The sequence below is a fragment of the Allosphingosinicella sp. genome, from assembly GCF_059502505.1.
Genome location: NZ_JCACEU010000019.1, coordinates 166,880 through 187,158 on the forward strand (window position 1 = coordinate 166,880; position 20,279 = coordinate 187,158).

The following is a 20,279-nucleotide window of genomic DNA, read 5'->3' on the forward strand; positions in this document are numbered from 1 at the left end:
GGACAGAAGTTCAGGCAGCGACGATCGCTCGATCGATCACCGGCAGCTTCGCCTTGAGGTTGGCCGGCAGCGGCTGGACGACGCCGCGGCGAGCGCTGTGCCAGAAGGCTGAGAGCAGCAGCAGAGCCGAGCCGATCACCAGCGCGGTGAGCGCGACGCTCAGTTCGACCGCGCCGTAGGTCCGGAATAGGCTGTTCAGCGCGAAGAGCACATAGGCGAGCGCCGACACGAGCAAGGCGCGGCGGTCGATGGCGAGGGCGGTGAGGCCCAGCACGACATAGACCAGCAGCACGATCACCGCCTCGACCACCGTCGCATTGCCGTCGGTCAGGCCGAGCAATGAGAAGACCGGGTGGACGATCAGCGGCGCGGCCAGCAGGTGCAGCCAGAAGGCGACGTCGGAGCGGCGCGTCTCCCGGCGCGGGTCGGACGAATCCCACCACATCGCGAACAGAAACACGCCGATGCCGAGCGCCAGGCCGAAGCCGAGCATGATCTGCTCGAGCCGGGGCGTGTCGCCGATCGCGAAGGCGATCAGGGCAAGGACGACGCCGACCACCGCCGTCGCTCCGGCCGCGATCGTGATCGGCACCCGGAAACGCCGCCAATGCAGCCAAGCCGCGCCCGCGGCGACCGCGGCGGAAGCGGCGGCCACGATGGCGATGGCGCGTTCGTCATTCTCGAAATTGCTCTCGCCGATCATCGTGACGAGGCCGCTGAACGTGGCCACCAGCACGCCGCCGACGAAGGCCAGCAGCAGGATGATGCTGGGCAGCGCCATGCGCCGCTTGCGGGTGAAGAATTCGGCCAGCGCCCAGGCGGCGCCGGCGACAAACAGGCCGGCGAAGGGCGAGGGGCCCTCACCGCCGATATTGGGCGGGATGGAATTGCCGATCCACGAGACGGCGGTCAGCAGCAGCACCGCCGCGATGCCGACGAAGATGTCGTTGAAGCCGGTCAGCAGCCGGAAATGCTCCTCGTCGACCGTAGGCGCGGCACGGGTCCCGGCGACATAGTTCCTGAGCGAAGCCGCGGCGTCCGGCGTCAATGCGCCCGCCGCGACGGCAGCCTCCAAATCGCTTTCGCTGTACATGGTTTTATTCTTCCTAGCGCAGGAGGCGTAACACAAGCGTGTTAGAGTGGCAATACAGCAAGACGCTGCTCTTCATCCTATCGTCATCCCGGCGAAAGCCGGGATCTCAGGACGCGAAGACGCGGAGCTTGTTCTGGCTGAGACCCCGGCGTTCGCCGGGGTGACGCTAGCGGCCCAGTCGCTGGAGCTGCTGCAGGATCATCATCGCCTGCTCCGATCCGGACTTCGGCACGATCTCGCCGCTGCGGTCGGCGATCTTCTCCCAGTTCGCGGCCACTTGCTCGACCGTGCGCTCGCCTTCGGACAGGGCGACTCCCGGCGTGAGCGTGACATAGGCAGCCTGATAGACACCCGCGCCGGCGCCCATGATCGCGCCCGTCGGGGCATCCTGCGAAACCAGGAAGAGGGCACCCGGCACGACATTTTCGGGGTTGAAGGCCGCGAGCATCTCGGCCGGGAAGATGTCCTCGGTCATCCGGGTCGCGGCGGTCGGGGCGAGGGTGTTGACGCGCACGTCATATTTCGCGCCCTCCAGCGACAAGGTCTTGGCGAAGCCGAGCAGCCCGAGCTTGGCGGCGCCGTAATTGGCCTGGCCGAAATTGCCGTAGAGGCCGGTGGACGAGGAGGTCATCAGGATACGGCCGTAAGCCTGCTCGCGCATCGTCTCCCAGACCGCCTTGGTGCAGACGGCGGAGCCGACCAGATGGACGTCGAGGACGGCGCGGAAGTCGTCGACGCTCATCTTGGCAAAGGTCTTGTCCCTGAGAATACCAGCATTGTTGATGAGGATGTGCACGCCGCCCCAGCGCTCCTTCACGGCGGCGACCATCGCATCGACTTGCGCCTCGTCGGTAACGCTGGCGCCGTTCGCCATCGCCGTGCCGCCGGCGGCCTCGATCTCGTCCACCACGCGTTGCGCGGCGTCGGAGCTGCCGGAGCCGTCGCGGGCGCCGCCGAGATCGTTCACCACCACATGGGCGCCGCGCCGCGCCAGCTCGAGTGCGTAGGCGCGGCCGAGGCCGCCGCCGGCTCCCGTGACGATTGCGACCCTGCCGGTGAAGTCGATGCTCATTGATGATGCCCCTCTCGAAAGCCGTGGGGCGGGTGATGGCAAGGGGGGCGCCGGCGGGCAAGAGGCCCGGCTGGCGTGGCCGGTCCGCTTCTGGCAGTTTCCGGCCGTGCAGCGGACGATCATCCTCTATGCGCTGGCGCTCGCGCTCGCAGCGACGGCATTGCAATGGCTGGAATATCGCTACGTCACGCGCGCCTTCTCGACCGAAATCTACATCGGCCTGCTCGCTGCGGGCTTCATCGCGCTCGGCGCCTGGGCGGGGCACCGGCTGACGCCGGCGTCGCGCGCCGCGCGAACCGAGTTCCAGCGCAACGAGGCGGCGATCCGCTCGCTTGGCCTCACCATGCGGGAATGCGAGATCCTGGACCTGCTCGCGTCGGGGGAGTCGAACAAGGAGCTGGCGCGGCGGCTCGGCATCTCGCCGAACACCGTCAAGACGCACGTCGCGCGGGTCTATGACAAGCTCGGGGTGCAGCGGCGGGTGCAGGCGATCGAGAAAGCGCGGATGCTGGCGCTGATCCCGTGACCCGAAATGCGCATTTCTGTCCAAATCACCCGTTCGGGCGATAGGCCGCCGCCTCGGCTTGGCCTATCCCCGAGCTCTCAATGAAGGAGATGGATATGCCGGTTTTGGGGATGGGTGGCTTCTTTTTCCGCGCCAAGGATCCGGAGCGGCTGCGGCTCTGGTATCGCGAGCAGCTCGGCGTTGGTGGCGGCATGGGGACCGACGAGAACGGGCAGTCGAACGAATATTGCTGGTACCATCAGGGCGGTCCGATGGTGTTCGAACCATTCAAGGAGACCAGCGACTATTTTCCTCGCGATCGGACCGCGATGGTCAATCTTCGCGTGAGCGACCTTCAGGGGCTGATCGAGCAGCTGAGGGCGGCGGGCAACGAGGTCATCACCAAGGACGAATGGAACAGCACGGAAGCCGGCAGCTTCGCGCGAGTCCACGATCCGGAGGGAAACCCCGTCGAGCTGTGGGAACCGCCGGCGGCCGCCTGAGCCGGGTAGGGGAGACACGGGATGAAATACGCGCTCATCTACGGCACCATCGCCGGCGCCATCGTCGTCAGCATCATCAGCGCCAGCATCGCTATGGATCTGCCAAGCCATGCGACGTCGGTATGGGTCGGCTATCTGGTCATGCTCGCGGCGCTGTCTCTGATCTTCGTCGGCATGAAGCGCTACCGGGATGTTGAATGCGGCGGCGTCATCAGGTTCGGACGCGCTCTGGGTGTGGGGCTTGGGATCGCTGCGGTGGCGGCGCTCATCTACGTGATCGGGTGGGAGATCTACCTCGCCGCCTCCGGCCACGACTTCATGACGGAATATACGGCGGGTATCCTGAAGGACATGCGCGCGGAAGGAACCACGCAGGCGGCGATCGACGCGAAGGCCGCTGAAATGAGGGAGATGGCGGAAAGCTACCGCAATCCCTTGTTCCGGATGCCGCTCACCTTCGTGGAGATTTTCCCGGTCGGGCTGCTCGTGGCGCTCGTCTCGGCGGCGTTGCTCCGCAACCCGCGGCTGCTGCCTGCGGTGCGGTAGAAGGGGAGGCGGCGCATCGGCGATGCGCCGCCTTCACTCGTTAGCGCGGCGCGCGGCCCCGCTCGTAGGTCTGGACGCAGCCGTCCGTCATGTCGCGGGTGCAGGGCGGATATTCCTTGGTCGACGCCTGGGTGGCGAAGACCGCCGCCTGGTTCGGATTGACCGTCACCTGCGCACCGGCGGGCACCGGCGTCGCCTGGTTTGCACCGGACGGCGCCGTCGCCGGCGCGGAGACGACCGGAATACCACGGGCATCGCGTTCCGGCTCGGAACTGCTCTGCGCCATTGCGGCGGTGCCGATCGCGAACGCCGACAGGACGATGATGAACTTCATTTTTTGCCTCCTAAGCAAAGGCGCTCCAAATGAGGAGGAGCGCCGGACAAGCCCCCGAACCCACCGAGCAACGCAGCAGCGTTGCTTTTGCTCCCGAAACAATCTGGGGCGTGAAGGTCAGGCGCGGCCGTCGCTGTCGAGGGCGTAGCCGGCCGAGCGAACGGTGCGGATGATGTCGCTGCGGCCGCCGGCGTTGATCGCCTTGCGGAGGCGGCGGATGTGGACGTCGACGGTGCGCGGCTCGATGTAGCTGTCGTGCCCCCAGACGCTGTCGAGCAGCCGCTCGCGCGAGAAGACGCGGCCGGGATGCTCGAGGAAATGCTTCAGGAGCCGGAACTCGGTCGGCCCGAGCTGGACGGTGTCGCCGCCGCGCCGCACCTTGTGGCTGACGATGTCCATCTCGATGTCGGCATAATTGAGCTGCTCGCCGGCGAGCGCGGGGCGGACGCGGCGGAGGACGGCGCCGACGCGGGCGACGAGCTCGCGCGGGGAGAAAGGCTTGGTGACGTAATCGTCGGCGCCGGTCTCCAGGCCGCGCACCCGGTCCGCTTCCTCGCCGCGCGCGGTCAGCATGATGATCGGCACATTGGCCGTCGCGGGAAGGCGCCGGAGGCGGCGGCAGACCTCTATGCCGCTGACGCCCTCGATCATCCAGTCGAGCAGGACGAGGTCGGGCGGGCTCTCGCGCGCCAGCAGCAGCGCCTCCTCGCCATTGCCCGTCCGGCAGACTTCGAACTCCTCGCGCTCCAGATGATAGGTCAGAAGCTCGACGAGGGCGGCATCGTCTTCGACGAGCAGGATCAGGCCCTTAGCCATGGACCGCGCCGGCCCCGATCGGATCTTCACCCTTCGGCCGCTCCGCAAGATGCTCGCCGGTCGAGGCGAAATAGACCATCTCTGCGACGTTGGTCGCGTGGTCGCCGATCCGCTCCAGGTTCTTGGCGACGAACAGCAGGTGAGTCGCCGGCGTGATGTTGTGCGGGTTCTCCATCATGTGGGTGAGGAGGGTGCGGAAGATCGAGTTGTAGAAGTCGTCGACCGCCCGGTCGCGCTCGCACACCGCCCGTGCCTTGGCGGCGTCGCGCTCGACGAACGCGTCGAGGACATTGTGGACCATCTCGCCGGCGATGCGCGCCATTTCGGGCAGCAGCGACAGCGGCTTGATGTCGGTATTGTCCTCGACGACGCGGGCACGCTTGGCGATGTTCTTGGCATAGTCGCCGATCCGCTCGACGACGCCGGCGATCTTGAGGGCCGCGACGACCTCGCGCAGGTCGTCGGCCATGGGCGCGCGCAAGGCGATGATCTGGACGGCCTGGCGCTCGACCTCCGTCTCGAGGTCGTCGAGGCGGCGGTCGGCCTCGATCACGCGCAGCGCGCCGTCATTGTCGCGCTGGACGAGCGCGCGCATCGACTCGGCGATCGCATTTTCGGCCAGTCCGCCCATCTCCGCGATCAGGGCGCGGAGCTGGTCGAGCTCGTCGTCAAAGGCTTTTACGGTATGGGCGCTCATGGGTCGTTTCCTGGTCAGCCGTAGCGGCCGGTGATGTAATCCTTGGTGCGGGTCTCGCGCGGATTGGTGAAGATCTGCGACGTGTCGCCATATTCGACGAGATGGCCGAGGTGGAAAAAGGCGGTCTTCTGGGAGACGCGCGCCGCCTGCTGCATGTTGTGGGTGACGATCACGATCGCATAGCGGCCGCGCAGCTCGTGGATCAGCTCCTCGATCTTGGCGGTGGCGATCGGATCGAGGGCCGAGGCAGGCTCGTCCATCAGGATCACCTCGGGATCGACGGCGATGGCGCGGGCGATGCAGAGGCGCTGCTGCTGGCCGCCGGACAGGGCGGTGCCGCTGTCCTGAAGGCGGTCCTTGACCTCGTCCCAGAGGCCGGCGCGGCGGAGCGACTTCTCGACCACCTGGTCCATTTCCGCACGGCCGGCGGCGAGGCCGTGGATGCGCGGGCCGTAGGCGACATTCTCGTAGATCGATTTCGGGAACGGGTTCGGCTTCTGGAACACCATGCCGACCCGGGCGCGGAGCTGCACGACGTCCATCGCGGGCGAGTAGATGTCCTCGCCGTCGAGCTCGATCCGCCCCTCGACCCGGGCACTGGAGATGGTGTCGTTCATCCGGTTGAGGGTGCGCAGGAAGGTCGACTTGCCGCAGCCGGACGGGCCGATGAAGGCGGTGACATTCTCGCGGTTCACATCGATGGAGACGTCGTCGATGGCTTTCTTGTCGCCATAGAAGACGCTGACGCCTTTGGCGCGCATCTTCGGATGGGCGTCGCGGCTGTGATCGGCGCGCTGGTGCGCGGCGAGGTCGTTGACGGTCATGTCGGTCATCAGTTTCACCAGCGCCGTTCAAACTTGTTGCGAAGATAGATGGCGATGCCGTTCATCGCGAGGAGGAAGACGAGCAGCACGATGATCGCGGCGGACGTCTTCTCGACGAAGCCTTTGCTGACCTCGTCCGACCAGAGGAAGATCTGGACCGGCAGCACCGTCGCCGGATCGGCGATCCCGCCCGGCGGCGAGGCGATGAAGGCGCGCATGCCGATCATCAGCAGCGGCGCGGTCTCGCCGAGCGCGCGGGCCATGCCGATGATCGTGCCGGTGAGGATACCGGGCAGCGCCAGCGGCAGGACATGGTGGAAGACCACCTGCACCCTGGACGCGCCGATGCCGAGGGCGGCATCGCGGATCGACGGCGGAACCGACTTGATCGCGTTGCGGCCGGCAATGACGATCACCGGCATCGTCATCAGGGCGAGCACCAGCCCGCCGACCAGCGGTGCCGAGCGGGGCAGGTGCATGAAGTTGAGGAACACCGCCAGGCCGAGCAGGCCGAAGATGATCGACGGTACCGCGGCGAGATTGTTGATCGAGACCTCGATGAGGTCGGTCCAGCGGTTCCGCGGCGCATATTCCTCAAGATAGACCGCGGAGAGGACGCCGATCGGGAAGGCCAGAGCCAGCGTCACGAGCATGGTCAGCAGCGAGCCCTTGAAGGCGCCCCAGATGCCGACGACGGTCGGGTCGGTCGCGTCGGAGCCGGTCAGGAAACGGAGGTTGAGGCCGGTCCTCACCGCGCCGCGCTGGTCAAGGTTTCGATAGGCCTGCTCGGCCTCGGCGGCACCGTCGCCCTTGGCGGCCATGTCGATGCCGGTCGATGCGGGCAGCCACATTGTGGCGGTGCGGGTGAGGATCTGCGGATCCTCCTTGATTGCCTCGCGGACGCGCAGCCAGGCGCCTTCGGACACGAGGTCGGTGGGGCTTTCGCCATATTGCGCCGCCACCGCCTTGCGCACCGTCCCGTCAATGTCGGCGCTGGCGAGCGCGGCGTCCGCGCCGAAGCCCTGCAGCGTGGCGGGATCGACGAACAGGGCGCTGCGGGCGAAGTCGATGTCGAGCCGGACCTCGGTCTGGGTGAAGCCGCGGATGCCGTTGCTGAACATGGTGATCAGCAGGAAGGCGAGAAAGCCGGCGGAGAGGAGCACCGCGCCGAGGCCGAGCAGGCGGAAGCGGCGCTCGGCGGCATAGCGGCGGCGGATGCGCTGCTGCATCGCCTTCGACTTCCAGTCGGTCGGGGTGACGGCCCCTTCGGCGCCGCTCAGGACAGGGCTACTCATAGGCTTCGCGATATTTCTTCACGACGCGCAGCGCGACGATGTTGAGCAGCAGGGTGACGATGAAGAGGACGAGGCCGAGCGCGAAGGCGGCGAGGGTCTTGGCGCTGTCGAACTCCTGGTCGCCGGTGAGGAGCTGCACGATCTGGGTCGTCACGGTGGTGACGCTGGCGAACGGGTTGGCGGTGAGGTTGGCGGCGAGGCCGGCAGCCATGACGACGATCATCGTCTCGCCGATCGCCCTGGAGACCGCGAGCAGCACACCGCCGACCACGCCGGGAAGCGCGGCGGGGACGAGCACCTTCTTGATCGTTTCCGAATTGGTCGCACCCATGGCGAGCGAGCCGTCGCGCATCGCCTGCGGCACGGCGGCGATCGAATCGTCGGCCATGGAGGAGACGAAGGGGATGATCATGATGCCCATGACGAGGCCGGCGGCGAGCGCGGACTCTGACGAGGCGGGGATGCCGAGGGTGAGGCCGAAGTCGCGGATCGCCGGCGCCACCGTCAGCGCCGCGAAATAGCCGTAGACCACGGTCGGGACGCCGGCGAGCACCTCCAGCAGGGGCTTCATCCAGCGCCGCACCCGCGCGCTGGCATATTGGGTTAGGTAGATGGCGCTCATCAGCCCGAGCGGGATCGCCACGATCATGGCGATGATCGCGCCGATGAAGATCGTGCCCCAAAAGAGCGGGATCGCGCCGAATGCGCCGGACGAACCCGCCTGGTCGGCGCGGATCGCGGTCTGCGGGCTCCAGGTCGTTCCGAACAGGAACTCGACAGGGCTGACCAGCGCGAAGAAGCGCAGCGATTCGAACAGCAGCGAGAGGACGATGCCGAGCGTCGTGAGGATCGCGATCAAGGAGGCGATGAGGAGCGCGGCCATGACCAGTCGCTCGACCCGGGTGCGGGCGCGGAAGCTCGGCGAGAGGCGAGCGAAAGCGAAGGCGCCGCCGGCGAAAGCGAGCAGGAGGGCGACGACCGTGCCGATGACCGAGATGCGGGTCTGGGCGCGCTCATATTCCGGCGCCAGCGCCGTCGCCTGCGGGTTGAACGCGGCCTGCTGCCGGCCGTCGGCGAGAGCGCGCGCCTCATCGAGGATCGCGGTGCGCTGCATCGGCTCGGTCGGCAGCGATGCCGCGGCGGGGCTGTCGAGCACAGCGGAGGTGACGAGGCCACCGGAAACGCCGCTCCACACCGCCAGGAACAGCAGAGCGGGGACCATCGCCCACAATGCCACATACCAGCCGTGATAGCCGGGCAGCGAGTGCGGGCGCGCCTTGCTGCCGACGAATGCCTGAGCCTTGGCGCGCGCGCTCAGCCAGGCGACGAGGCCCAGTCCAAGCACCAGCAATGCGATCGCGCCAGTCGACACGGCAGTTCCTGTTCGGCCGGACGGGAGCCGGCGCTCTCTCTTACTTCAGCGCGTCCGGCGCAAGCGGCGTGAGCTGCGTCGCCGCCGCGGTCGCCTGCGCCTGCACGTCGACGGGCGAGGGGATGAGACCGCGCTGGGCGAGATAGCCGCCGGCGCCCCAGGCGCGGGCATATTCGGCGAGGAACTCCTTCATGCCGGGGATCACGCCAACATGCTCGCCCTTCGCGTAGACATAGACCTGCCGCGCGCCCGGATATTGGAGGCTGCTGATCGTGTCGGCGGTCGGTGCGACATTGTTCATCGGCACCGCGGCCAAGCTGTTCATATTGGCTTCGAGGAAGCTGTAGCCGAGCACGCCCAAGGCGCCGGGGTTGCCGGCGACCTTCTGGACGAGCAGGTTGTCGTTCTCGCCCGCCTCGACGAATGCGCCGTCCTCGCGGATCTTGGTGCAGACGTCCTTATGCCGGTCGGAGTCGCTTTCCTTCAGCGCCTTCATCTCCGGATTGGCGTCGCAGCCCTTCTCCATGATCAACTCCGCGAAGCTGTCGCGGGTGCCCGACGTCGGCGGCGGGCCAAACACCATGATCGGCGTCGCGGGGAGCGAGGGATTGACGTCGCGCCAGGTCTTGGCGGCGTTCGGCTTGCCATAGGGATTGGCGGCGAGCGCCTTGTAGACGTCTTCCGTAGTCAGGCTGAAGGCCGGCGTGTTCTTGGCGTGGATGAGGACGAGGCCGTCAATGCCGACCGGGACCTCGATGATCTTGTTGACCCCGTTCGCCCGGCACTGCTCGACCTCGCTCGCCTTGATGCGGCGAGACGAGTTGGTCATGTCGGGGAAGTTCTGGCCGACGCCGTTGCAGAATAGCTTGAGGCCCGCGCCCGAGCCGGTCGATTCGACGATCGGCGAGGCGAAGGAGGGGTTGGACTGGGCGAAGCGCTCCGCCACCGCCTTGGTGAAGGGGTAGACGGTCGAGGAGCCGACGATCTGGATCGGATCTCCAGCTGTCCCGCCACCGCCGCCGCTCTCGCCGCAACCGCCGAGGGTCAGCGCCGCAAGCGCCGGAATCAGGACTGATTTCTTCAACTGAGCCTCCGTTTGTCGCCCGATGCGAGCGTTCGATGAAAGTTTGATGACATGTCTCGTCAGAAATCGATCTGGGCGCGGGCGCCGATCACGTCGATGCCGTAATCCCGGTCGCCGCCCGCGGCTGCGATTGCCGCATCGTCGTAGCTCAACCGGCCGTAGTTGAGCATGAAGCGGACATAATCCTGCGGGATCCAGATCAGTGACGCCTGGTAGCCGCGCTGCCGCCCGCCGATGATGCCGGCGTCGCTGAGGTCGAGATGGTCGTAGCGCAGGTTGAGCTGGAGCGCGCCGAAGCCGCCGCTGCCGACCGGCTTCAGCACCTTGGTCCGCTCGAACCGGTCGGCCGAATAGCCGCGCGTCTCGCCAGTGAGATAATAGCCGATTTCCGCATAGCCGCCGAAGAAGGTCGGGTCGCTTGTCCGGTCGAGGACATCGAACTTCAGCCAATGGACTTCGGCGGCGGCGTGGAGGGGGCCGCGGATCAGCGCAGCTTCCAGGCCGTAATGGGTCTCTTCTTCCACGCGAAGGGCCGGTGTGGCGAGGAAGCGCGTGTCCGTAGTGTGGATCATCGGCCGCTGGCGGTAGCGGGTGGTGGTGCCGCTCGCCGCGAGATCGCCCGCATCGCGATAATGCGCCGAGCCGCCGAGATGGAGCTGGGTCGCGCCGATCTTCGGCGCGTAGACCAGGCGAATGTCAGCGCCGACGCTGTCATTCTCGTCGCCCGCGCCGGTGCCGCCGCCGTCGCCGGAAAGGTCGGCGATATTGTCCGTGAAGATGCCGGCCTGGGCAGTGAGGGCGCCCTGCGTATAGCGGCCCGAAAAGCCGACGCGCCGCTCGAAGTTGAAGGCGTCGGTGAAGGCGGCGCGCTCCAGGAAGGAGGAGAAGCGCGAGCTCGTCAGCTCCTCGAGCGACTGGTAGCTGTTGTGCTGGCCGAGCACGAACTCGAGCGCGTCCGAGGCTTCGTAGGTCAGGATGGCGTCGGTGATCTCGGTATCTTCGGCGAAATCGAGCTCGAACCGGTAGCCGAACCCCCCGGGCACGGTGCCTTCGACACCGAGACGCGCGCGGCGGAGCTCGTTGGCGAAGCCGAGGCCGGGGTCGGTCACGCCGCGTGGATGTTCGACCGAGCCGACATCATATTGGATGCGCCCACGCGGCTTGAACGACCAGCCGCCCGGGGCGGTGAAGCGCGGCGCGCCGCTGAAGCGGATCGGCTCGGCGGGCTTGGGCGCCTCCGCCTGCTTCACCGGCTCTGCAGGTTGTGCCGTCGGGGCGGGCTTGCCGCTCTCGAGCGTCTGAAGCCGCGCCTCCAGCGTCTCGAGCTTTGCCCGCATCGCCCGGATTTCGGCCGCGAGCGCAGCCGCATCGTCTTGGGGCGCCGCCTGGGCCAGCGCCGGTGCTGCGATGAGAGTGGCTGCTGCCAGACAAGCTGATCGGAGGATAAGTTTACGCATCGATCCGCTGAAGCTCCGATCTTATGTGACGGAACTGCAATAGGGATGTGACCTCTAAGTGAAAGCTGCGTTACGGATTTGTGACAATGCCGGGGAGATAGACGAGGACCGAGGTGCCTTCGCCAAGCGTGCTCCTGATCTCCAGGCGGCCCCGGTGCCGGCCGACGACATGCTTGACGATCGCGAGGCCGAGGCCGGTGCCGCCGATCGCCCGGCTGCGGCTGGGGTCGACGCGGTAAAAGCGCTCGGTGAGGCGGGGCAGATGCTCCGGTGCGATGCCCTCGCCTTCGTCGGTCACGCTCATCAGGAGCATATCGGGGCCGCTTTCCTCGAAGCGGATCACGACCTCGGACGCGGGCCGGCCATATTTCAGCGCATTGACGACGAGGTTTTGAAGCAGCTGGACGAGCTGGGCACGGTCGCCGGGCACCATCGGGTCGAAGTCGCCTCTTTCGACGCGAAGGGTGCTGCCTTTCTGCTCGATCATCGGCGCGCAGCCGTCTTGCACCTCGCCCACCACGGCAAGCAGGTCGACCGGCTTTCTCGGCAGGCTGAAGCGCTCGGCCTCGATCCGCGAGAGGGAAATGAGGTCGTCGACGAGGCGGTGCATCCGGCGGGCTTCATCGAACATGATGCGGATGAAGCGGGAGCGGGTCTTCTCGTCGCCGGCGGCGCGCTCGTCCTGGAGCGTCTCGAGGAAGCCGAGCAGGGTGGCGAGCGGCGTCCTCAGCTCGTGGCTGGCATTGGCGACGAAATCGACCCGCATCTGCTCGGAGGCATGGACCTCGCTGCGATCGATCAAGCGGACGAGGCGGCTGCCGTCGTCGAGTAAAGTCGCGGTCATCTCCCAGCGCCGGTCGGGCTCGCGGAGGCCGACCAGCTCGGTGCGCGTCACGCGCTCGGCCGGCTCGCCGGGGCCGCGGTCGATCAGGCGCTCCGCGGCGGCCGGATGTCGGATGGCGAGGCGAACGTCGACGCCCTCGATATGCTCCCCAAGCAATGCGCGGGCCGCGGGATTGGCGAAGAGAACCCGGCGATTGCGGACGATCAGCAAAGGATCATCGACGGCCTTCAGGAGATGGATGGCTTCGGGAAGAGGCGCCGGGCCGGTTTCGTCGCCGGGGGATTCGGGCCGCAGCTCGCGGACCTGCGTCGGCCGGACTATGGCAGCGGCAAGCCCGCCCGCGACCAAGGCCAGGAGAGCGGCGGCCACTGGCGCGCCCATCAAGCTGGCGATGAGCAGGCCGAGCCCTGCCGCCGCGACCCCGGCCAGCGCCCGCCTGATCCACCCTCGCCCCATCGATCTGTCTCTTAGCGGGAACATGTGACAGTCTCCAGCGCTCGCATTTGCAAGGCTTTACGGTTAGGAAAGCACCCGCCGTGTATCCGGAGCAGGCATGAGCGACGCGTTCGACAATAGGGGCGAAGCTCCCGAGCCCACCCGGCGGGTCGTCCTGGCGCTGGGCGCCGCCGCCGCTTCGACGGTGGTGACGATCAAGCCCGCGCTCGCCCAGACGGCCGGTTCCGTCCTCAATTGCGAGATCCCGATCCCGGCGCCGCAGGCCGCGGGCAGCTACATCGCGCCGGACGGCAGCCTGGTGCCTGCGGGGACGCAGGGCGCGGTGCCGCCGCTGCCGCGTACGCTGACCGGCGAGGAGGCGAAGCAGCTGCTGAGCGGCTCGACCCCGGCCGGCGTCGATGCTGAGGCGGCGCAGGCTTATGCCAATTACATACGCCGTCTGCAGGCGGGGATGAGCGGCTTCACCTGCTACGCCTCGCTGCAGATGCCGCGCTGAGCTGAATGGGCCGGCATGGCCGGTCCCCGCTTCATCGCCGATCCCGCCGATCAACTGAAGGCCGTGCGGCTCGACGGCCTGACGGCCGTTTTCCACCGCCCGTCGGGGATTACGCATCTGCTCGCGCCGCCGGCGCCGCAGATACTGGAGGCGCTTGCGGGCAGCGCGGCGGATGTCGAGGGGCTGCTCGCTCGCATCGCTGAGCAATTCGAGGTCGAGGGCGGTGCCGACGCGCTCACGGCCCGGCTGGCGGAGCTGGAGGCGGCCGGGCTGGTCCGGCGAGCATGAGGCACGAGCATCGGCTGAAGGTCGGGCCGGTTACGTTCCGGGTCGGCTCCGACTGGGCGGCGCCCGTCCGGCAGCTTGCCGCGCTCTATGAAGGCTATCCCTCAGGCGAAGGCGTCTGCGACTTCACCGTGCGGCTGGAGGCGGAGAAGCCCTGGCGGCGCTGGCTGCGACCGTCGGTGGCGATCCGCGGCGACTACATGTTGCCGGATGCGGTGCCGATGGCGCTGGAGCATGGCCTGCTCGCGGCCGAGATGGGCATGAACCTGCAGATGGCGCTCGGCTGGCGGCGGCACCTCCTGCTGCACGCGGCGACGGTGGAGCGGGACGGGCGGGCGCTGCTGATGACGGGTCTTTCGGGATCGGGCAAGTCGACGCTGGCGGCCCTGCTGGGTGAAGCGGGATGGCGGTTGATGGGCGACGAGTTCGCCTTGCTCGACACGGGGACCGGCACGTTCCACCCATTCCCCCGCGCGGTGAGCCTCAAGAACGAGTCCGTGGCCGTGATGGAGGCAAGGGCGGGGGCCAGTCGGCTTGGACCACGGCTCGAGGGGACGCCCAAAGGCACGATCCGGCACCTGAAGCCGCGCAGCGATGCGATCGCACGGATGCACGAGCCGGCCACGCCGGCGCTGATCCTTTTTCCGCGCTACGGTCACGAACCGGCGGTGCGCCCGGTCGGCCCGGCGGAGGTGTTCGTGCGCCTCACCCAGGCCTCGACCAATTATGTCGCGCTCGGCGAACTTGCCTTCGAAGCGCTCACGCGGCTCGTCGGGACCGTACCTGCACTGGCGATCGACTATCCTGACACCGATACGGCGCTCGCCCAAGTCGAGGAGCTCTGGAGCCGGTGAAGGCGGCGACGCTCCTCGTTCGCGCGCTTGCGGATCCCTCCGGCACCAGCGGCCTTCCCGACGAGCAGTGGACCGCGCTGATCGCGGCGGCGCGGGCGGAATCGCTGATCGGCAGCCTCGCCTTCCGGCTTGCAGGCGAGGGCCTGCCGCCGCGGGTCGCATCTCTGCTCGAAGCTGCACGGGAGGATGCGGCGCAGGCGAAGCGGCAGGCGCTCTGGGAGGCCGAGATGGCGCGCCGGGCCCTTGCGCCCCTTGGCGTGCCGGTGATCCTTCTCAAGGGCACCGCTTATGCCGCGGCCGGCCTGGAGGCCGCGGTCGGCCGCTCGATCGGCGATCTCGACATCCTGGTCCCGCGCGACCGGCTCGGCGATGTGGAGCGGGCTCTACTCGGCGCCGGGTGGGAGTGGGTGAAGGAGGACGCCTATGACGACCTCTATTACCGTCGCTGGATGCACGAGCTGCCGCCTTTGATCCACCGCGAGCGCGACCGGATGATCGACGTCCACCACACCATCCTGCCGCTGACCGCCCGGCCGAAGCCCGACGCGGCGGCGATGATCGCCGACAGCATCGCGCTAGAGAATGGCCTGAGGGTGCTCGCGCCCGCGGACATGGTGTTGCACGCCGCCGCCCACCTGTTCGCCGACGGCGATCTCGCCGGCGGGCTGCGCAACCTCTGGGACATCGACCGGCTGCTGCGCGAGTATTCGAGCCGACCCGATTTCTGGTCCGACCTCTCTAACAGGGCCGCTCGCCATGGCCTGTTGCCGGCGGTGGCACGTGCGGTCCGAGTCGCTGCCGATCTTTACGCCACACCCGTGCCCAGGGATTGGCGGGGGGGCGGGGCCGCCGATGCCCTGTTCAAGGCGCGTCTTCTCGCCCGCAACGGCTGGGGACAGGGGACAGACCCAGGATTGCGCCTCGGCTTCTACATCCGCTCGCACTGGCTGCGGATGCCGCCGCTCATGCTCGCGCGCCATCTCTGGACGAAGGCGCGGAGGTAGCCGGAGCTGGGTCTCGCCCCGCTATGGAAATCACAAGATTTCCGTGCGATGGAGCCGCCGAAATCTCCCGCAGGAACCAAGATGAAGACGGCCCGACCCTTTGCCGCAGTGATCCTTGCCGCCGGCAAGGGCACCCGCATGAAATCCGACGTCCACAAGGTTCTCCACCCGATCGCCGGACGGGCGATGCTCGACCATCTGCTCGGCGTCGTCGACCGGCTGAGCCCGGCGCACAAGATCGTCGTCGTCGGGAGCGGGCGTGAGCAGGTCGAGCATCTCGTCAGCGCCCGCGGCGGCGAGACGGTGGTGCAGGAGCAGCAGCTCGGCACCGCGCATGCCGTCGCCCAGGCGGGCCCGGTGCTGGACGGGTTCGCGGGCGACGTCCTTATCCTTTACGGCGACACGCCCCTGGTCGAGGCCGAGACCATGTCGCATATGCTCGAGCGCCTCAACGCGGCCGACAAGCCCGCGGTGGTCGTGGTCGGTTTCCGCCCGGATGATGCGGGCGCCTATGGCCGCATCATCGCCGGAGCGGACGGCGCGATCGAGAAGATGGTCGAATATAAGGACGCATCGCCCGAGGAACGCGCCGTCGACCTGTGCAATTCCGGCCTGATGGCGGTGCGGGCCGAAGACCTGTTCCCGCTGCTCGCCCGTGTCCGCAACGAGAACGCGGCGGGCGAATATTATCTGCCCGACATCGTCATGCTCGCGCAGGGCGACAGGCGGACCTCGGTCGTGATCGAGGCGCAGTCGTGGGAGATGGCGGGCGTCAATAGCCGCGCCGAGCTCGCTTTGGTCGAGGCCGAATGGCAGCGCCGCCGGCGCCTCAGGGCGATGGCCGACGGCGTCACACTCGTCGCCCCGGACACGGTGTGGTTCGCCCACGACACCGAGATCGGCCGCGACTGCGTGATCGAGCCGCATGTCGTATTCGGTCCGGGCGTGAGGATCGCGGACGGCGTCTGCATCAAGGCATTCAGCCACATCGAGGGCGCAACTGTCGCCAGCGGCGCGGAGATCGGCCCCTATGCGCGCCTCCGCCCCGGCGCGGAGATCGGCGAGACCGCAAAGGTCGGCAATTTCGTCGAGGTGAAGAAGGCGAAGCTGGGCAGGGGCGCGAAGGCCAACCACCTCTCCTATATCGGCGATGCCGAGGTGGGGGCGAACGCCAATATCGGCGCGGGCACGATCACCTGCAATTATGACGGCTTCTTCAAATACGGCACCAAGATCGGCGACGGCGCCTTCATCGGTTCCAACAGCGCGCTGGTGGCGCCTGTTTCGATCGGCCCCGGCGCGATCGTGGGCGCGGGATCAGTCGTGACGAAGGATGTCGCCGCCGACGCGCTCGCCCTCGCCCGCGGCAAGCAGCAGGAGGCGCCCGGCTGGGCCGCACGCTTCCGCGCGAAGATGGCTGACAAGAAAAAAGCGGGCTAAGGGCGCGGCTCTTTCGGGAAAGTAGGCTTATGTGCGGGATTGTCGGAATCGTCGGGCACGCGGAGGTGGCCGACCGGCTGATGGGAGGGCTGAGGCGCCTCGAATATCGCGGCTATGACTCGGCGGGTATCTGCACCATCGTCGACGGCGAGCTCGAGCGCCGCCGCGCCGAGGGGAAGCTCAATAACCTCGAAGCCGAGCTGGAGAAGGAGCCTCTTCCCGGCATCGTCGGCATCGCCCACACCCGCTGGGCGACGCACGGCGCGCCGACGGTCGGCAACGCGCATCCGCACCTCGTCGACGGCGTCGCGCTCGTCCATAACGGCATCATCGAGAACTTCCGGCCGCTCCGCGAGGAGATGAAGGCGCTCGGCCGCGAGTTCCAGAGCCAGACCGACAGCGAGGTCGTCGCCCATCTCGTGGCGAACGAGCTCGGCAAGGGGAAGACGCCGCAGGAGGCGGTCGCTGCCGTCCTGCCGCGCCTCGAGGGCGCTTTCGCCATCGCCATCATGTTCCGCGACCATCCCGACCTGCTGATCGGCGCCCGCATGGGCGCGCCGCTGACGGTCGGCTATGGCGAGGGCGAAACATACCTCGGCTCCGACGCGCTCGCCCTGGCGCCGCTGACGCAGAAGATCGCTTATCTCAACGAGGGCGACTGGGCGATCGTCACCCGCGAGGGCGCGACCATCTACGACCGGCAGAATAACGAGGTGAAGCGGCCGATCGTCGCCTCGGGCGCCTCCAGCGCGGCGGTCGAGAAGGGCAATCACCGCCACTACATGCAGAAGGAGATCTTCGAGCAGCCGATCGTGGTCGCACAGACGCTGCAAAGCTATCTGCGCTCCTACGAGCAGACCGTGGCGCTGCCCGACATGGAGTTCAGCTTCAAGGACGTGCCGCGCGTGACGATCGTCGCCTGCGGCACCTCTTATTATGCCGGCATGGTCGCCAAATACTGGATCGAGCAATGGGCGCGGGTGCCGGTCGAGCTCGATATCGCCTCGGAATTCCGCTACCGCGAGCCGGTGTTGGAGGAGGGCGGCATGGCCCTCTTCATCTCCCAGTCGGGCGAGACTGCCGATACGCTCGCCGCGCTCCGCCACGCGCGCGAGCAGGGGCAGAAGATCGCCGTCGTCGTCAACGTTCCCACCAGTTCGATGGCACGCGAGGCGGACCTGCTCCTCCCGACCCGTGCCGGCCCGGAAATCGGCGTCGCCTCCACCAAGGCCTTCACCTGCCAGCTTGCCGTGCTGGCCGCGCTGGCGACGAAGTTCGCGCGCGACAAGGGTCGGATGAGCGAGGAGGAGGAGCGCGAGATCGTCTCGCACTTGGCCGAGGCGCCGGCCGCGATGAACCACGCGCTCGATCATGACGAGGAGATCGAGCGCATGGCGCCGATCATCGCCCGCGCCCGCGATGTTCTCTATCTTGGCCGCGGCCCGGACTATCCGATGGCGCTTGAAGGCGCGCTGAAGCTCAAGGAGATCAGCTACATCCATGCCGAGGGCTATGCCGCCGGCGAGATGAAGCACGGCCCGATAGCTCTCATCGACGACCACGTGCCGGTCATCGTCCTCGCGCCGTCAGGCCCCCTGTTCGAAAAGACCGTCAGCAACATGCAGGAAGTCCAGGCCCGCGGCGGCAAGGTCGTCCTCATCTCGGACGCCGAAGGCCTCGCCAAGGCGAGTGAGGGCACGATCGCCACGATCGAGATGCCCAAGGTCCACCCCCTGATCGCGCCGATGGTCTATGCGATCCCGGTGCAGCTGCTCGCCTACCATGTCGCCGTCGCGAAGGGCACGGACGTCGATCAGCCGCGGAACCTGGCGAAGAGCGTCACGGTGGAGTGATTGCTGCTGCGTCTGCGTTGCAGCCATTGCGGACGTTCGAACCCGCCGATACCCATCGCTTGGTGGGTGGAAAAAGCGATGGAAGATCCCTTCGAGACTACGGTCAAACGGCGACTTCCGTTGCTGATCGCTATACTATCTACTGCTTTCCTCGTTCCCGCACTGATGCTCGCGATGGTCTCGCCCATGGCGATGGCCGGAGGCCCTTCCGCGGCTGGCTGGGCGTTCGTTATTCTCCTCATCAGCCAGCCATTTCTACTCGCAGGAGCGGCGGTTGCGGGTTTTCTGTGCTACAGGCGATTTAATCGAACGCGCTTCATCGTCGCTCTCGGCCTGCCAGCCTTGTGCATTCTCGGGATGATAGTCACGGTCGGCGCCTGACCGTCGCGCGCGTCCCCGCACGCGGAACGTCCGCTTTCGAGCCGGCGCGACGCTCAGCCGCGCTTCGCCAGCAGCAACTTGGCTTCATCGACGAGCAGCGACGCCTTGAAAGGCTTGGGGATGAAAGTCGAACCGGGCGGCACGTCGCGGTCGTCCGGTTGCGATACTCCCGAGATGATGATGATCGGGATCTCCGGATGCTGTTCGGCGACGACGTGGCCGAAGACCACACCGTCCACATTGCCGGGCATTCTGACGTCGGTGACGACCAGATTGATGCTCCCGCTGTCCTCCAGCACCGTGTGCGCGTCCAGAGCATTGCTCGCCGTCGCCACGTCGAAGCCGGCATCTTCGAACGCCATGACGAGCTGTTCCACGATCATCTCCTCGTCATCGACGACGAGCACTCTTTGCTTCTGCCTGGCCATGTCACCTCGCCACTAGTGGCCTGACAAGGAACATATTCTCGGAGATAAATCCAGCGGTCGGTAAGTGTCCGAACGAACATTAGCGTGCACCGGGCGACGACTTGCCGCCCGCGCATTCATACCGGCATTCTGCTCGGGCTCGACCCAGTCCAGCGCTTGAACGCGCGGGAGAAGGCGGCGGGGTCGGAGAAGCCGAGGCGGTAGGCGACCTCCTTCACCGGCAGGCGCTCCCGCACGAGCCTTAGCGCAAGGCGGCGGCGGAGGCGGTCGAGTAATTCCTCGAACGTCGCGCCTTCTGCCTTGAGGCGGCGATAGAGGGTCTGGCGGCTCAGGCCCATCGCGCGGGCGACCTGATCGATCCGGACCGGTCCGGCGGCGAGCAGCGGCTCGATGCGTTGCTCCACCTCGCGCCGGAACGGCGTCTCGCGCGGCTTGGCCCCCGCTTCGATGGCCTTTGCGACGGTGCCGAGGAAGGCGACGAACACGTTCGCGCGCGACGGCCGCTCGCCCGACGCCATTGCCGGCCGGCCAAACCGCAGCGCCTTGAACAGCGAGGCGCAGGCGTCCCGCCGCTCGCACCCTCCGCAATCGTCTCGCTTCATTCGATCGATGCAACCGGCGATCATGCCTTTGGTCTCCC

The 20,279-nt window shown here is 67.4% G+C and carries 23 protein-coding genes; 10 read left to right on the top strand and 13 right to left on the bottom strand.

Annotated features, from left to right (window positions below):
* Positions 1 to 10: 10 nt before the first annotated feature.
* On the bottom strand, positions 11 to 1,093 hold the full coding sequence (locus tag AC5JBD_RS13255; protein WP_495722288.1) for a hypothetical protein: 1,083 nt from the start codon (positions 1,091 to 1,093) through the stop codon (positions 11 to 13).
* A 166-nt stretch (positions 1,094 to 1,259) separates the two neighbouring features.
* Positions 1,260 to 2,165: an SDR family NAD(P)-dependent oxidoreductase gene (locus tag AC5JBD_RS13260; protein WP_495722289.1), complete on the bottom strand. Its 906-nt coding sequence runs from the start codon at positions 2,163 to 2,165 to the stop codon at positions 1,260 to 1,262.
* Between the two features lie 106 nt (positions 2,166 to 2,271).
* Between AC5JBD_RS13260 and AC5JBD_RS13265 the strand changes: the two genes are divergently transcribed.
* The 3 genes from AC5JBD_RS13265 to AC5JBD_RS13275 all read left to right on the top strand — a co-directional run bounded on the left by AC5JBD_RS13265 (position 2,272) and on the right by AC5JBD_RS13275 (position 3,719).
* Positions 2,272 to 2,691: a response regulator transcription factor gene (locus tag AC5JBD_RS13265; RefSeq protein WP_495722290.1), complete on the top strand. Its 420-nt coding sequence runs from the start codon at positions 2,272 to 2,274 to the stop codon at positions 2,689 to 2,691.
* A 95-nt stretch (positions 2,692 to 2,786) separates the two neighbouring features.
* Positions 2,787 to 3,173: a VOC family protein gene (locus AC5JBD_RS13270; protein ID WP_495722291.1), complete on the top strand. Its 387-nt coding sequence runs from the start codon at positions 2,787 to 2,789 to the stop codon at positions 3,171 to 3,173.
* Positions 3,174 to 3,194: 21 nt separating this feature from the next.
* Positions 3,195 to 3,719, top strand: a complete 525-nt coding sequence (locus tag AC5JBD_RS13275; protein ID WP_495722292.1) for a DUF4199 domain-containing protein — start codon at positions 3,195 to 3,197, stop codon at positions 3,717 to 3,719.
* Between the two features lie 40 nt (positions 3,720 to 3,759).
* Here AC5JBD_RS13275 and AC5JBD_RS13280 read toward each other — a convergent pair whose 3' ends face one another.
* The 9 genes from AC5JBD_RS13280 to AC5JBD_RS13320 form a co-directional block, all read right to left on the bottom strand.
* Positions 3,760 to 4,053 carry a hypothetical protein gene (locus tag AC5JBD_RS13280; RefSeq protein ID WP_495722293.1) on the bottom strand — a complete coding sequence of 98 codons (294 nt, stop codon included), beginning with the start codon at positions 4,051 to 4,053 and terminating at the stop codon, positions 3,760 to 3,762.
* A 117-nt stretch (positions 4,054 to 4,170) separates the two neighbouring features.
* Positions 4,171 to 4,869, bottom strand: coding sequence for a phosphate regulon transcriptional regulator PhoB (gene phoB / locus AC5JBD_RS13285; RefSeq protein ID WP_495722294.1), 699 nt, complete (start codon positions 4,867 to 4,869; stop codon positions 4,171 to 4,173).
* Positions 4,862 to 5,566: a phosphate signaling complex protein PhoU gene (gene phoU, locus AC5JBD_RS13290; protein ID WP_495722295.1), complete on the bottom strand. Its 705-nt coding sequence runs from the start codon at positions 5,564 to 5,566 to the stop codon at positions 4,862 to 4,864. The genes phoB and phoU overlap by 8 nt, the downstream gene beginning before the upstream one ends.
* A gap of 14 nt (positions 5,567 to 5,580) precedes the next feature.
* Positions 5,581 to 6,399 carry a phosphate ABC transporter ATP-binding protein PstB gene (gene pstB, locus AC5JBD_RS13295; RefSeq protein ID WP_495722296.1) on the bottom strand — a complete coding sequence of 273 codons (819 nt, stop codon included), beginning with the start codon at positions 6,397 to 6,399 and terminating at the stop codon, positions 5,581 to 5,583.
* A 5-nt stretch (positions 6,400 to 6,404) separates the two neighbouring features.
* Complete coding sequence (gene pstA / locus AC5JBD_RS13300) at positions 6,405 to 7,685, bottom strand: phosphate ABC transporter permease PstA (protein ID WP_495722297.1); 1,281 nt, start codon at positions 7,683 to 7,685, stop codon at positions 6,405 to 6,407.
* Positions 7,678 to 9,057, bottom strand: a complete 1,380-nt coding sequence (gene pstC, locus AC5JBD_RS13305; RefSeq protein ID WP_495722298.1) for a phosphate ABC transporter permease subunit PstC — start codon at positions 9,055 to 9,057, stop codon at positions 7,678 to 7,680. The genes pstA and pstC overlap by 8 nt, the downstream gene beginning before the upstream one ends.
* 40 nt (positions 9,058 to 9,097) lie before the next feature.
* Positions 9,098 to 10,141 (bottom strand): substrate-binding domain-containing protein, encoded by a 1,044-nt coding sequence (locus AC5JBD_RS13310; RefSeq protein ID WP_495722299.1) that lies wholly within the window; start codon positions 10,139 to 10,141, stop codon positions 9,098 to 9,100.
* Positions 10,142 to 10,200: 59 nt separating this feature from the next.
* A complete protein-coding gene (locus AC5JBD_RS13315) occupies positions 10,201 to 11,598 on the bottom strand; it encodes an OprO/OprP family phosphate-selective porin (RefSeq protein ID WP_495722300.1) in 1,398 nt (465 codons plus the stop codon).
* A gap of 70 nt (positions 11,599 to 11,668) precedes the next feature.
* The gene (locus AC5JBD_RS13320) at positions 11,669 to 12,922 is read right to left on the bottom strand and encodes an ATP-binding protein (RefSeq protein WP_495722301.1); all 1,254 of its coding nucleotides are present in this window, start codon (positions 12,920 to 12,922) and stop codon (positions 11,669 to 11,671) included.
* A 73-nt stretch (positions 12,923 to 12,995) separates the two neighbouring features.
* Between AC5JBD_RS13320 and AC5JBD_RS13325 the strand changes: the two genes are divergently transcribed.
* From AC5JBD_RS13325 to AC5JBD_RS13355, 7 genes are all read left to right on the top strand, one after another.
* Positions 12,996 to 13,394, top strand: coding sequence for a hypothetical protein (locus AC5JBD_RS13325; RefSeq protein ID WP_495722302.1), 399 nt, complete (start codon positions 12,996 to 12,998; stop codon positions 13,392 to 13,394).
* A 15-nt stretch (positions 13,395 to 13,409) separates the two neighbouring features.
* Positions 13,410 to 13,682: an HPr-rel-A system PqqD family peptide chaperone gene (locus AC5JBD_RS13330; RefSeq protein WP_495722303.1), complete on the top strand. Its 273-nt coding sequence runs from the start codon at positions 13,410 to 13,412 to the stop codon at positions 13,680 to 13,682.
* Complete coding sequence (locus tag AC5JBD_RS13335) at positions 13,679 to 14,533, top strand: HprK-related kinase A (protein WP_495722304.1); 855 nt, start codon at positions 13,679 to 13,681, stop codon at positions 14,531 to 14,533. The genes AC5JBD_RS13330 and AC5JBD_RS13335 overlap by 4 nt, the downstream gene beginning before the upstream one ends.
* Positions 14,530 to 15,537, top strand: coding sequence for a nucleotidyltransferase domain-containing protein (locus tag AC5JBD_RS13340; RefSeq protein ID WP_495722305.1), 1,008 nt, complete (start codon positions 14,530 to 14,532; stop codon positions 15,535 to 15,537). The genes AC5JBD_RS13335 and AC5JBD_RS13340 overlap by 4 nt, the downstream gene beginning before the upstream one ends.
* A gap of 81 nt (positions 15,538 to 15,618) precedes the next feature.
* The gene (gene glmU, locus AC5JBD_RS13345; protein ID WP_495722306.1) at positions 15,619 to 16,977 is read left to right on the top strand and encodes a bifunctional UDP-N-acetylglucosamine diphosphorylase/glucosamine-1-phosphate N-acetyltransferase GlmU; all 1,359 of its coding nucleotides are present in this window, start codon (positions 15,619 to 15,621) and stop codon (positions 16,975 to 16,977) included.
* 29 nt (positions 16,978 to 17,006) lie between these two features.
* Positions 17,007 to 18,830, top strand: a complete 1,824-nt coding sequence (glmS, locus tag AC5JBD_RS13350; RefSeq protein WP_495722307.1) for a glutamine--fructose-6-phosphate transaminase (isomerizing) — start codon at positions 17,007 to 17,009, stop codon at positions 18,828 to 18,830.
* The gene (locus tag AC5JBD_RS13355) at positions 18,831 to 19,211 is read left to right on the top strand and encodes a hypothetical protein (protein ID WP_495722308.1); all 381 of its coding nucleotides are present in this window, start codon (positions 18,831 to 18,833) and stop codon (positions 19,209 to 19,211) included.
* Between the two features lie 53 nt (positions 19,212 to 19,264).
* Here the strand turns inward: AC5JBD_RS13355 and AC5JBD_RS13360 are convergent, their stop codons facing one another.
* Both AC5JBD_RS13360 and AC5JBD_RS13365 read right to left on the bottom strand, forming a co-directional pair.
* Positions 19,265 to 19,639 (bottom strand): response regulator, encoded by a 375-nt coding sequence (locus AC5JBD_RS13360; protein ID WP_495722309.1) that lies wholly within the window; start codon positions 19,637 to 19,639, stop codon positions 19,265 to 19,267.
* 116 nt (positions 19,640 to 19,755) lie between these two features.
* On the bottom strand, positions 19,756 to 20,265 hold the full coding sequence (locus tag AC5JBD_RS13365) for a helix-turn-helix domain-containing protein (protein WP_495722310.1): 510 nt from the start codon (positions 20,263 to 20,265) through the stop codon (positions 19,756 to 19,758).
* Positions 20,266 to 20,279 lie beyond the last annotated feature (14 nt).